Below are 11,818 nucleotides of genomic sequence, written 5' to 3' on the forward strand. Positions count from 1 at the left end.
GGCAGCGCTTCCGCTCACACCGTCCAGAAATAGCGCACGATGTGAAAGAACACCGGCGCGGCGAAGACCAGGCTGTCGGCGCGGTCCATCATGCCGCCGTGACCCTCGATCAGGTGACCCCAGTCCTTGACGCCCTGGTCGCGCTTGATCGCCGACGCCACCAGTCCGCCGAGAAATCCCAACAGGCAGGCGATGAAGGCGACGCCTGCCGCCGCCAGCGGCGAGAACGGCGTCAGGAACGACAGCAGCGCGCCGAGCAGGCTCGACGCCACCAGCCCGCCGATCAGTCCTTCCCAGGTCTTGGACGGCGAGACGGAAGGCGACAGAAGATGCCGGCCGAACAGCTTGCCGAAAATGTATTGCAGCACGTCGCTGCCTTGCACGGTGATGATCAAGAAGGCGATGAGCAGGAGGCTGCGGCCTTCGAAACCGGGCACGTTGAGGGTCAGCAGCGCCGGCACATGGCTGACGCAATAGACCGAGATCATAACCGCCCATTGCTGCGCCGACACGCGCTCGAGGAAGCGCTCGGTGTCGCCGTTGAGCGCGGTGATCGCCGGCATCAAGAGGAAGCAGTAGACGGGGATGAAAATGGTGAACAGCCCGTACCAGGCGGTCCACACCAGCCAGTACTGGAAGGGAATGATGATGCCGAACATGCCGAGCAGCACCCAGTGGTCGCTGCGCCGGCTGTGCGTCAGCGTCACGAACTCGCGCAGCGCGGCAAACGAGATCAGCGCAAACAGGATGGTCATGCCGGTGCGGCCGAAGAAGAAGGCGACGGTGATCGCCAGCACCATCACCCACCAGGCGTTGATGCGCTGGTTCAAGTTGACGAGCGTCGAGGGCAGCGGCTTCGGCGCCCGCCATGAGAGGATACCGGCAACGATGCTCGCCATGGTCAGCACGCAGATCAGGCCGGCCAGCAGGATGACGGTTTCATGCATTGGCGGCAGTGTCATACGAAGTCTCTTTGCCTGGTCATGCTAGTGGTCCCGATCGGGACGCGGGTTGAGCGACAGCAGCGTCTGGCGCGCGCGCTCGAGGAAGGTGCGGCGTTCTTCGCCGGGCGCGATCGCCACCGGCGGACCGAAGACGACGCGGCACAAAAGCGGCACCGGTAGGAACTGGCCCTTGGGCAGCACGCGCGACATGTTCTCGATCCAGCACGGGATGAGTTCGACATCCGGCCGCGCCATCGACAGATTGTAGAGGCCGGAGCGGAACGGCAGCAGATCCGCCTCCGTCGTGTTGCGAGTGCCTTCGGGAAACAGGATCAGCGAGTGGCCGTTGTCGAGCACCGACAGCATGATCGAGATTGGGTGTTGCGTTTCGTCGGTCCACTGCCGGTGGATGAGCACGGACGACAGCATGTCCTGCGCGATGAAGCGGCGCAGCCGCGACTTGCCCCAATATTCGGCCGCCGCGATCGCATGGGTCCGGGCGCGCACCTTCTCGCTCAGACAGGCCGACAGCAGGATGAAATCACCATGGCTGGCATGGTTGGCGAAGTAGATGCGCTGCCGCTCCGACGGCTGGCTGCCGTTCCAGATTGGTCTGACGCCGGTTACCACCCAGGCCGCCGCCGACAGGCCGACCGACGTCACCGTCTGCAGCAAGGTGAAGGTGTTGGCGCGCAGGTGAAGTTTTGTCATGGCTCAAACAAATGCTGCGAAAAGGGATGCCGCAGCAAACATGGCGAGCGCCATGCGCTGCCTTGTCAGCAGGCGGCGCGTGCCTGCAATGCGAGGGTCAAGCGAGCGGCCGCCGGCAGCGGTGGGCTTCAGGCGCATGCGCGCCAGCACATCGTCGACCGCGGCACCCCCGGCGGCCTCGCTGGCGTGGCTTGCCATCAGCCGGAACAGCAGCGCATCGAACAAAAGCAAGGCCGAAAGAGCCAGCGTGGCCACGGCGCCCGCCGCCGCGACCAGCCAGGCCGCCGCGGACAGCGCTGTCGTCTGCGGTCCGGCCACCAGGCCGATGACCGGCGCTGCCATCACAGCCGCGACCACCAGCAGGATCGGCCACACCGCCTGCACCATCAGTCCGGCGGCGAATATTTCGGCGTTCTCGGGAAAATTCTCGCCACTCATGCCGGCCAACTCATGTCGGTTCTTCCAGCCCCGGTTCTTCCAGCCCGATCTGAAGATGCACGGGCCGGCCCAATGCGGCGAGTTTCCTGCGCGCCTGCGCGGCAGTGTGCGAGCGTCCGGTCACAACCAGCCAGTCGGCGACGACGGCTGCACTGCGCTGGAAGCCGAGCGCGCAGCAGACCAGGACGGTGCCGCGCCGGCGCGCCAACTCGATCGCCGCCACCGCTCGCTCCAGCCTGTCGTGCGGCGGCGCCACGAGGTCGAGCATGGCGTAGCTGATCCAGCGGCAGGTCACGCCGCGCGGCCGTTCCATCTCGCCGGCAAGGTCGATCACCGTGCCGAAGCGGTTGGCCTCCACTGCGCTCGGAAACCGGCCGAAGAAAACGCCGTCGGTGATTTGCGCTTGTGGCGCCAGCTGGCGGGTCCATATCAAGACATTGATCCGGGCGCCAAGCCGGTAGGGCAGGAGCAGGATGCGGCTGGCCAGTGAGACGCTGCCGTTGGCTGCCTTCTGGAACACTTTGGCGCCGGCCCCGGCATACGCGAAGGCGACCATGGCCAGTGCCAATGCCGGCCACAACAGGATGAGAAAATCGGCGGAGACGAAAGCCCCCGCGGCAGCGGCGGCGAGGGCAATGGTGGCACCGAGCGCATAGTATCCCGCCAGCCGCCGTGCCTTGGGGTCGGCGGTCAGCCGAAAACCCCAGAACGGCAATTCGCCCTTGGACGGAAACAGCCACAGCGCAAACAGACCGAGCAGGGCGCCGGTCGGAATGTCGATGAAATGATGCTGCCAGGTCGTCAGCACCGAGGCGCCGATGAGAAAACACCAGACGTGCCAGACGGGGCGGAGAATGCCGCCGAGACGGTGACGTGCCAGAACGTGACGCCAATGGTCCCAAATGATCACCAGCAGCGCGATGTGCAGGGATGGCGCCTGGTTGAACGGCTTGTCGAAACCACCGAGCACCGCAAACAGGAAACCCGGCAGGCCGGTGGTTGCCGGCCGCACGAAGGTCGCCGTCAGCGGGAACGCGACGAAGCAGGCGACGGCAATGATCTGCGCCGAGAGATAGCGGCCGGCGAGCCGGTCGACGCCGCGCCTAGTCGTGTTGAGCAGCAACGACAGGCCGTAGAACAGATTGATCGACCAATAGGGCACGATCGTCCAGGCGACGAACGGGGTTAGGGCGTATTCCCAGGCAAACACGATGCTGCCGACATGGTCGCGCCGCGACGCCAGCCAGTTGGCAAAGCCATAGGTCGAATAGAAGAATGGCGCCAGCAGCGCCAGCCAAAGGGCTGCCCTCAGCACGATGCCCAAATAGGGTTCCCGCGCCGGGGCAGGGTCAGTCGCAGGGGCGGCCATGATCTCAGACGCGCCGAGCGACCGAAACAGTGAAGATGCCCCATTGGTCGATGCGCTGGTCGATCTTCTCGAAACCGGCCGCCGTCACCAACTGGTCCATCTCGCCTTGCGTGCGCCGCCGCATCACCCAGGCCTGGCCGCCGCGATGCGAGGTCAGGCTGCGCGCGATCATCTCCAGCTGCGGATGCCATGGCTGATTGGTGTAGACGAGCAGGCTGCCGGACTGCATGGCGCTCGCCAGCCCGCCGAGCGAGCGGGAAATCATCGTATTGTCGGCGAACAATTCGTAAAGTCCGGAGACGATGGCGAGGTCCGGCGCCGGCTTTTGCCCGGCCAGCATGTCGGCATCGAAGGCGTCGGCCTGATGAAAGGTGACGCTGGTCGGCAGACGCCGCTCGGCGATCAGCTTCGAGCCGAGCCCGACATTGAGTTCGGAATAATCCTGCAGCCGCACGCTTGCTGGCGGTTCAGTGCATTTGGCGACGGCATCGAGCACATAGCGGCCGTGGCCGGCGGCGATGTCGAGCATGTGGACGGGACGGCCAGTCGCCACCAGGCTGGCGGCGGCGTTGCCGATCAGCTCTTCCAGATGCAGCTTGCGCTGGCGGATGCCGCGCCAGCCGATGGCGTCGAGGAAGGTGCGGTCGATCATGCGGCCGATGAAGCCGCTGCCGCGCGCGTCGTTCTCGTAGACATAGTCGAGCGTCGAGCCGGAATCGAAGCCGGTGGCAATGCCGGTCTTCATGCCCGAAGACAGCCAGGCGCCCATGCGGATCGAGGCGCGGCTCATCGCCCAGAAAATACCCTTGGGCGACAGCAGCGTCAGCGGCGAGGCGAGCCTCTCGGCCTCGTCGCGGGTGTAGCCGGCGCGGTCGGCCTGAAGCAAGTCGATGGTTTTCTCCGGCGTGGCAAATTGCTTTTCGAGGAATGGCCGGATCAGGTCCAGCGCCTGCTGGCGATCGCGCTCGCCCAGCGTGTCGTGGAAGAAGCCGGGCAGCACATGCCGCTCCTTGGCGCTGCTGCCGAGATTGACGAAGAATTCGTGCTGCGGTCCATGCCGCACCACCCAATCGCTGCCGGAGATCAAGAGCTGCGTCGGCACGGTGATGGCGCGCGCGTCCGAGACGATGCGGGCAGCGTGGTCGTAAAGCTCGACCAGGATGTTGGAGGCGATCGGTCGCGTGATCAGCGGATCGCCGTCGAAGGAAGCGATGCGCTCGGCATCATGCGTCAGGAACTTCGCCTTGACGTAGGAATTGACGAAGAAGCGGCCCTTGAGCTTCTGCCACAGCGCAATGCCCTCTTTGGCGAAGGGCACGTAGAGCTTGACCGAAAAGGCCGGTGAAGCCACCACCAGCGCGCGGATGTCGGGCGCATAGTCATGCACCCAGGCAGCGGCCAGCACGGCGCCGAAGGACTGCGCGATCAGCGCGATGTCGCGCTGGCCAAAACCATCCCGGCCGATCTCACGCACCAGGCAGTCGATGTCACGAACCAGGGCGGCAAAGGACGGCGCATAGCCGCGCTCGCCGGCCGAGCGGCCATTGCCGCGCGCGTCCCAGGCGTAGAAGGCATGATCGGGCATGGCGAGTTCGTCGACCAGATGCGCCATGCGGCCGCCATGCTCGTGGCCGCGATGGAACAGAAGGATCGCACCCTTTGGCGTCGACTCGGCGGCCGGCCAGTAGCGGTAGAAGATCTCGGTGCCGTCATGGCTCTTGAACGTGCGCTCCTGCGCGATGCGCTCGAGGCTTGCCGGTGCTCCGGCTGCAATGGTCTGGTGGATCATGGTTTCCCTCTGGCGGTCGGGTGCCTGACGCTTTGGCATCATGCGCCGCCCGCTCTAAGGCCGCCGCGTATCCGGTTGATGGCGGTTACGACTGACAGTGTAGCCATGACCGGAAACACAAAGGGCATAATCGCTTGGAACCACAGGCCGCAGGCGATGAGGAAGGCGATGACGCCGAGCACCAGGGCTCGGTCGCTCTTGCCGAACGGCCCGGCATAGTTGCGCCCGCTGCCTGCGGCAACGCCAAGCACGCCGGCGAACTCGACAAGCATGGCGGTAATAGCGAAGGCGACGACACCCCAGGCCGGGAACAAGGTGGCAAAGGCCAGGATCAGCGCCAGGTCCGAGACGACGTCGCAGAGTTCGTTGAGATACATGCCGAGTTTTGATGCTTGCCCATGTTCCCTGGCCAGCATCCCGTCAATGGCGTTGAGCGCCATGCGCACGAACAGCACCACCGGCATCAAGAGGAAAACCAGGGGATGGAAGGCAAAGGCCGCGACCACCAGGCCGGTGGCGATGGAGAGCGCGGCGGCGAGAAGCGTGATCTGGTTGGCGGTGACGCCGGCATCGGCCAGCCGGTCGGCCAGCGGCCGCAGCCTGGCCTGAAAGGCCGGTTTCAGTTGATAAAGCGTTGGCATGTGCGATCCCCCAACCGCGGCTCATGACAGTGTCGGCCAGATTGGTCAATCGGCAGGCAGGGCGCAAGGGCTCGCACCAGCATCCGCACCGTTGCGGGACTCGAAACTCCCGGCATGGATGCAGAGGCGCAGCCGAAGATCTCGGCCAAGCAGGATGTTGCGCGCTACAAACCGCCTCGCAAATCATAACTTTACAAATACTCGTATTTATGTGAAGTAAATCACTGAAAGGTCGATCATGACAAACAGTCGCTTCGCCACCCGCCTGAATTCCTTCGCCTCGCGGCCGCAAGCCGAATGGCCTGATCTCACCGGCAAGCCGTCCATGCTGCAGATGGCCACTCGCGCGGCCAAGGTCGACGGGTTGACCGATCTTGATCTTAATTTCCCCGACCATGTCAGTGAAAAGCCGGCTGAAATCGCCCGAAAGCTCGGCGGCCTCGGGCTTTCCATCAATGGCTTTGCCATGCGTTACTACTCCAATCCGGCCTTCAAGCTCGGCGCCTTCACCAATCCGGACCCGGCGGTACGCCGCGAAGCCATCGACCTGACCAAGGCCGGTATCGATGCGGTGCGCGCGGCGGGCGCCAGTTTGATGACGCTGTGGCTCGGCCATGATGGTTTCGATTACGCCTTCCAGGCCGACTATGCGACGCTCTGGCAACACGAGATCGATGGGGTTCGTGAAGTTGCCGCGCATGATCCCGGCTGCCAGATCAGCCTGGAGTACAAGCCGAACGAACCGCGCTCCTACTCGCTAATGCCGGATGCCGCGACCACCTTGCTGGCGATCCGCGAGGTCGGCCTACCCAATCTCGGCGTCACGCTTGATTTCGCCCATGTGCTCTATGCCGACGAACAGCCGGCCTTCGCCGCGGCGCTGATCGCTCGCCACAGCAAGCTGCTCGGCGTCCATCTCAACGATGGCTATGCCAAGCGCGACGACGGCCTGATGGTCGGCGCGGTGCACACGCTGCAGACCATCGAACTGCTGCGCCAGATCCGCCGCGACGGCTACGCCGGCGCCATCTACTTCGACACCTTCCCCGACATGACCGGGCTCGATCCGGTGCGCGAATGCGAAGTCAACATCGCCACCGTAAAGCGCATGCTGTGCGTTGTCGACCGGCTGGAGAAGGATAACCGCCTGTCCGCCGCCATGGACAGCCAGGACGCCGTGACGTCGCAGGCTATCGTCCAGGAAGCCATGCTCGGGCCGGAGACGAGGGGACGTGGGTGACGTTGAGCAATCTCGATCTGAAAGCCGTGGGGCCGCGCATCCGCATGATGATGCCGCATCTCACCCCGCTTGAGGCCAAGGTGGTGGAAACCGTCTTCGGCCGGCGCGGTTTCGACGAGACCATTCCGCTGAAGCAGATCGCCGAGGAGGCCGGTGTGTCGGAGGCGATGGTGGTCAAGATCGCCAAGAAACTCGGCTTCTCCGGCTACCGCGACTTTCGCACCGCCGTCTATGAATACAGCCGCCTGCCGACCGCCGAGATGCACCAGGAACTGTCGGTCGACGACAGCTCGGCCGAGATCGTGCAGAAAGTGTTCCGCACCTCGATCCAGGCGCTGGAGGAGACGCTCGCGATCCTCGACATGGACGATTTCGACCGTGCCGCCGATCTGCTCTACCGCGCCAGGAACCGCGATTTTTATGGCGTCGGCGGCTCCGCCCAGATCGCCCGCGACGTCTCGCACAAATTCCTGCGCATCGGCATCCGCGCGTCTGTCTATGACGACTCGCACATGATGCTGATGTCGGCCTCGCTCCTCGGCGCCGACGACATCGCCGTCGGCTTCTCGCATTCCGGCAACACGTCGGCCGTCATCGACGCCATCCATCTTGCCCGCAAGAGCGGCGCCCGCACGTTGGCCATCACCAACTACGACAACTCGCCGCTGGCGCAGATTGCCGACATCGTGCTGTGCTCGACGGCGCAAGGCTCGCCGCTGATGGGCGAGAACGCGGCGGCGCGTATCGCCCAGCTCAACATCCTCGACGCTTTGTTCGTGGCGGTGGCGCAGCGCGACTATCAGGCGGCGGAGCGCAATCTCGGCCGCACCATGTCGGCGGTCACCTCGAAACGAAAAGACCGCGGCACATGACGGTTCCGCTGGTCACCGTCTTCGGCAGCCTGCATTACGACATCATGGTCGACGCGCCCGACCGTCCGCGCAAGGGCGAGACGGTGACCGGCCGTGCCTGGCAGCCGAAATGCGGCGGCAAGGGCGGCAACCAGGCGGTCGCGGCGGCACGCGCCGGCGTGCGCGCGGCGATGATCGGCGCCGTCGGCGACGACGATTTCGGCACGGCGCTGCTGGCCAATCTCGATCGCGCCGACGTCGATCGCCGCTTCGTGCGCGTGGCGGCAGGCGCCGGCTCCGGCATGAGCGTGGCGATCTTCGACAGCGATGGCGACTATGGTGCGGTGATCGTCTCCGGCAGTAATCTCACCCTGGGCGGTGATGACATCGCGGCTGCGGGCGAGGTGGTGGTACAGACGGCAGTGCTGTTGCTGCAAAACGAAGTGCCCGACGCCGCCAACATCGCTGCCGCGCGCGCGGTGAAGGCATCCGGCGGCCGCGTCGTGCTCAACGCCGCACCGGCGCGAACACTGTCGGCCGAATTGATCGCGCTGATAGACATCGTCATCGTCAACGCCATCGAAGCGGAATTTTTGGCCGGCGTTCCGGTCGTAGACACGCTCGCCGGCGCAGCCGAAGCCGCGCGGCGGCTGATCGATGCCTACCCCTCGGCGATCGTCACCGCCGGCGGTGAGGGGGTCGCCTATTGCGACCGGACGGGCGCGGCCTTCGCGCTGGGCGCCATTCCGGTAAAAGTCATCAGCACCCATGGCGCCGGCGACGAATTCGTCGGCGCCTTCGCGGCAGGCCTTGCGCGTGGCCATCCGATGGAAGCGGCGATTGCCACGGCCAATGCCGCCGCCGCCTTGCTGGTGGCGACACCGGAGGGAGAGCGCAGCTCGCGTTGAAAACTCAGGCTCCATATTGCCGCCTCCAAACCCGTGCCCCAGTCGATGAGCGAAACGGCGAACCGGGCGCGGCGAGAACCTGCTTGGCTTTGCCCTGACGGAGGCGCGGGACCAAGCTGCGTGGTCGAAAGTAGGGAGCTTCAGTCCGCGTCGCCGGCCGAACCTTTGCCGCACTGCGTCAGCACCTTGCCGATGGCCGCGCTCGAGCCGGTCAGCGGAAAGCTGTTCTCGCCATATTTGTCGGCCGTAACCGTGACGTCGCCCTTGCCGCGCAACAGGCCGAGCAGTGGATCGTCTTTGCTCAGCTCAGCCGTGAAGTAATTATACATGGCCTCGAGGTCGAGCTTTTTGGTCACGCTCTTGTCACCGCCCTTGAAGGTGAAGGAAGCGCTGATGCCGGGCTCCAGCTGCTGGCCGGCCGCACCCAGATCGTAGCTCAGCACCGGCTTGTCGAAACAGACGAGCATCAGATGCGCATCGGCCTTCGGTCCGCCGCACACCGAAGCCGTCAGCACGCTGCCGCCTTCGTCTTCTTCCATCTTGGCGCTCCAGTTGCAGGACGCGGCAAAAGCCGGCTGCGCGGCTTGCAGCGCGGCCAGAACGGAACTTGCCATGATGAACTTCGCCAATGCACTTTGCATGATCCCCTCCCAAGCTACATTCAACGAGATCATACAGGACAAAGGGCCTGGTGACAGCGGCATGCCGTCTTAGCCCCCGGCGCGCCCCATTGATCAAGCCTTTGAGACCGGCCTCGACGTCCAGGGCGGCTCCGGCGCGAAGCGCTTGCCGATCCAGTCGGCGAAGGCGCGTGTCTTGGCGGCTTGTCCTTTGGCCGAAGGCATGACCACATAGACCGCGCCTTCGTCGGCCAGCGTCCAGTCCGCCAGCACCGGCACCAGCCGTCCGTCGGCGAGTTCGCGTCCGACCAGCCAGTCGGTGCTCATCATCAGGCCGAGGCCTTGCACCGCGGCTTCGACCAGCACCTCGGCATCGTCGCACACCATCGGCCCCGAGACGTCGACGTTGACGCGGCGTCCCGAACTGTCGGTCATCTCCCAGGTTGGAAAGGTCTGGAAGCCGGAGAAGCCGAGGCAGGCGTGTTCTGTGAGCGCTTCCGGCGCTTCCGGCGTGCCCCGGCGGGCGAGGTAGGAGGGAGCAGCGCACAGCAACCGCCGCCGTGTCGCGATCTTGCGCGCCACCAGGCGCGAGTCCTCCAGCGCGCCGAGACGGACGGCGACATCGAAGTTCTCTGCAACGAGATCGACGAACCGGTTGGAGAACTCGGCCTCGATGCTGACATCCGGGAACGTCGCTAGAAATTGCGGCAGCAGCGGCCCGATCCACATACGGCCAAAGGTTCCCGGCAGCGCCAGCCGCAGCAAGCCCCGCGGAGCCCCGCTGGCATGCGCGGAAGCAGCAGCCTCAGCTTCGTCTACCGAGGCCAGGATGGCGCGGACACGCACCAGGAACTCCGCTCCGGCCTCCGTCAACGACACGCTTCGGGTGGTCCGGTGCAGCAGCCGCACGCCGAGCCGCTCCTCCAGCGATTGCAGGCGGCGTGACAGAACCGTCGAGTCGCGCCCGACGCGCAACGCTGCCTTGGTGAAGGAGCGCGCTTCCGTGATGGCCGCAAAGGCGGCCATTTCGGCAAGGCTGGCGGGGTCGTGTGATTGCTGCATAAAGCACAGGATTCAAATGTAAAAATTCCGGATTATCTGCTTGTAGCGCAGCAGATAGCTTCACTCAATCCTGACGATTGACCCCTTAAACAGGAATGCGTGAGCCATGAAAGCCATCGAACTGACCGCCGCCAAGCTGGACGCCTTTCGCGCCACCACCATTGCCACGCCTGAACCGCAGCGCGGCGAAGTGCTGATCCGCCAGCGCGCCGCGAGCCTGAATTTCGTCGATGTGGCGGTGGCCAGCGGCAATTATCGCGTGCCCGGCTTTCCGCTCATTCCCGTCGCCGACGGCGCCGGCGAGATCGTCGCGCTGGGGGAGGGCGTTACGGATTTCGCCGTCGGCGATCGCGTCGTTGCCCATGCCAAGCCGCGCTGGATCGGCGGTCCGCCCCGGCCTAACGAGATGACACAGATGCGCGGAATTTCGCTGCCGGGGTCGCTCGCCGAATATGTCGCGCTGCCGGCCAACTCGCTCGTGCCGGTACCGGCTCGTCTCTCCTTCGAGGCGGCGTCGACACTGCCGATCGCCGCGACCACCGCCTGGAACGCGGTCTGCGCCGCCGATGTCGGGCCGGGCTCGGTCGTCGTGCTGCTCGGCACCGGCGGCGTCTCCATCTTCACCCTGCAGCTGGCGAAAGCCGCCGGCGCCACCGTCATCATCACTTCTTCGTCGGACGAGAAGCTGGGGCGGGCGAAGGCGCTCGGCGCCGATCATCTCATCAACTACCGCGCGACGCCCGACTGGGACGGCAAGGTGCTGGAACTGACCGGCGGCCTCGGCGCCGACCTCGTCGTCGAGACCGCCGGCACCGCCACCTTCGCCCGCGCCGTCAACGCCACCGCGCCTGGCGGCACGCTGTTCACCATCGGTTTCGTCACCGGCGCCGAGGCCACGGTCGACCTGCTGCCGATCATCATCAAGGCGCTGAAGGTGGTCGGCAACAACACCGGGTCGGTATCTGACCTTCGCGCCGCCGTCCGCGCCATCGCCGCCGCCCGCATCGACCCGGTCGTCGACAAGGTGTTCTGCCAGGAGCAGGCGGCCGAAGCCTACGCGCACATGGCGGCAGGCGGGCAGCATTTCGGCAAGCTTGCGTTCAAGCTCGACTGGTAGCCGAGGCGCGCGACCTGCCAATCTCCCCCCTCGAGGCATAGGCGCTAAGATAGCTTTGGCATGGACTGAAACTTGCGCTTTCGTGGTGGTTCGCGCCAGCGATATCGCAAGGCATGGAGATTTTGGCG

The 11,818-nt window shown here is 65.2% G+C and carries 12 protein-coding genes; 4 read left to right on the forward strand and 8 right to left on the reverse strand.

Annotated elements, in window-relative coordinates:
- Positions 1-14 precede the first annotated feature (14 nt).
- Genes NKI06_RS27250 through NKI06_RS27275 form a run of 6 tightly spaced genes read right to left on the reverse strand, consistent with a single transcriptional unit; the run spans position 15 to position 5,892 of the window.
- Positions 15-947, reverse strand: a complete 933-nt coding sequence (locus tag NKI06_RS27250) for a phosphatidate cytidylyltransferase (protein ID WP_352987684.1) — start codon at positions 945-947, stop codon at positions 15-17.
- Positions 948-986: 39 nt separating this feature from the next.
- Positions 987-1,655: a lysophospholipid acyltransferase family protein gene (locus NKI06_RS27255; RefSeq protein ID WP_352987676.1), complete on the reverse strand. Its 669-nt coding sequence runs from the start codon at positions 1,653-1,655 to the stop codon at positions 987-989.
- A gap of 3 nt (positions 1,656-1,658) precedes the next feature.
- Complete coding sequence (locus NKI06_RS27260; protein WP_352987677.1) at positions 1,659-2,093, reverse strand: hypothetical protein; 435 nt, start codon at positions 2,091-2,093, stop codon at positions 1,659-1,661.
- 10 nt (positions 2,094-2,103) lie between these two features.
- Positions 2,104-3,462 carry a phosphatase PAP2/dual specificity phosphatase family protein gene (locus NKI06_RS27265; protein ID WP_352987678.1) on the reverse strand — a complete coding sequence of 453 codons (1,359 nt, stop codon included), beginning with the start codon at positions 3,460-3,462 and terminating at the stop codon, positions 2,104-2,106.
- Between the two features lie 4 nt (positions 3,463-3,466).
- Entirely contained in the window at positions 3,467-5,248 is a 1,782-nt protein-coding gene (locus NKI06_RS27270) for a bifunctional alpha/beta hydrolase/class I SAM-dependent methyltransferase (RefSeq protein WP_502900623.1), read from the reverse strand.
- A gap of 41 nt (positions 5,249-5,289) precedes the next feature.
- Positions 5,290-5,892: a CDP-alcohol phosphatidyltransferase family protein gene (locus NKI06_RS27275; protein WP_352987680.1), complete on the reverse strand. Its 603-nt coding sequence runs from the start codon at positions 5,890-5,892 to the stop codon at positions 5,290-5,292.
- 238 nt (positions 5,893-6,130) lie between these two features.
- Between NKI06_RS27275 and NKI06_RS27280 the strand changes: the two genes are divergently transcribed.
- Genes NKI06_RS27280 through NKI06_RS27290 form a run of 3 tightly spaced genes read left to right on the forward strand, consistent with a single transcriptional unit; the run spans position 6,131 to position 8,891 of the window.
- A complete protein-coding gene (locus NKI06_RS27280) occupies positions 6,131-7,132 on the forward strand; it encodes a TIM barrel protein (protein ID WP_352987682.1) in 1,002 nt (333 codons plus the stop codon).
- A complete protein-coding gene (locus NKI06_RS27285; protein WP_023672510.1) occupies positions 7,129-8,004 on the forward strand; it encodes a MurR/RpiR family transcriptional regulator in 876 nt (291 codons plus the stop codon). Before NKI06_RS27280 ends, NKI06_RS27285 begins: the two co-directional genes overlap by 4 nt.
- Positions 8,001-8,891 (forward strand): PfkB family carbohydrate kinase, encoded by an 891-nt coding sequence (locus NKI06_RS27290; RefSeq protein WP_352987683.1) that lies wholly within the window; start codon positions 8,001-8,003, stop codon positions 8,889-8,891. Before NKI06_RS27285 ends, NKI06_RS27290 begins: the two co-directional genes overlap by 4 nt.
- 140 nt (positions 8,892-9,031) lie before the next feature.
- Here the strand turns inward: NKI06_RS27290 and NKI06_RS27295 are convergent, their stop codons facing one another.
- Positions 9,032-9,532: a hypothetical protein gene (locus NKI06_RS27295; RefSeq protein ID WP_245259886.1), complete on the reverse strand. Its 501-nt coding sequence runs from the start codon at positions 9,530-9,532 to the stop codon at positions 9,032-9,034.
- Between the two features lie 93 nt (positions 9,533-9,625).
- A complete protein-coding gene (locus NKI06_RS27300) occupies positions 9,626-10,573 on the reverse strand; it encodes a LysR family transcriptional regulator (RefSeq protein WP_023828781.1) in 948 nt (315 codons plus the stop codon).
- 106 nt (positions 10,574-10,679) lie between these two features.
- On the opposite strand from NKI06_RS27300, the gene NKI06_RS27305 reads away from it, so the two are divergent.
- Entirely contained in the window at positions 10,680-11,690 is a 1,011-nt protein-coding gene (locus NKI06_RS27305) for a zinc-dependent alcohol dehydrogenase family protein (RefSeq protein WP_352839750.1), read from the forward strand.
- The last annotated feature ends 128 nt before the right edge of the window (positions 11,691-11,818 follow it).

It is taken from the genome of Mesorhizobium sp. M0772, from assembly GCF_040320135.1.
Classification (GTDB): Bacteria; Pseudomonadota; Alphaproteobacteria; order Rhizobiales; family Rhizobiaceae; genus Mesorhizobium.

Coding starts and splice junctions, on each gene's coding strand:
- NKI06_RS27250 (WP_352987684.1), bottom strand. CDS start 947: ATGCATGAAACCGTCATCCTGCTGGCCGGCCTGATCTGCGTGCTGACC.
- NKI06_RS27255 (WP_352987676.1), bottom strand. CDS start 1,655: ATGACAAAACTTCACCTGCGCGCCAACACCTTCACCTTGCTGCAGACG.
- NKI06_RS27260 (WP_352987677.1), bottom strand. CDS start 2,093: ATGAGTGGCGAGAATTTTCCCGAGAACGCCGAAATATTCGCCGCCGGA.
- NKI06_RS27265 (WP_352987678.1), bottom strand. CDS start 3,462: ATGGCCGCCCCTGCGACTGACCCTGCCCCGGCGCGGGAACCCTATTTG.
- NKI06_RS27275 (WP_352987680.1), bottom strand. CDS start 5,892: ATGCCAACGCTTTATCAACTGAAACCGGCCTTTCAGGCCAGGCTGCGG.
- NKI06_RS27280 (WP_352987682.1), top strand. CDS start 6,131: ATGACAAACAGTCGCTTCGCCACCCGCCTGAATTCCTTCGCCTCGCGG.
- NKI06_RS27290 (WP_352987683.1), top strand. CDS start 8,001: ATGACGGTTCCGCTGGTCACCGTCTTCGGCAGCCTGCATTACGACATC.
- NKI06_RS27295 (WP_245259886.1), bottom strand. CDS start 9,532: ATGCAAAGTGCATTGGCGAAGTTCATCATGGCAAGTTCCGTTCTGGCC.
- NKI06_RS27300 (WP_023828781.1), bottom strand. CDS start 10,573: ATGCAGCAATCACACGACCCCGCCAGCCTTGCCGAAATGGCCGCCTTT.
- NKI06_RS27305 (WP_352839750.1), top strand. CDS start 10,680: ATGAAAGCCATCGAACTGACCGCCGCCAAGCTGGACGCCTTTCGCGCC.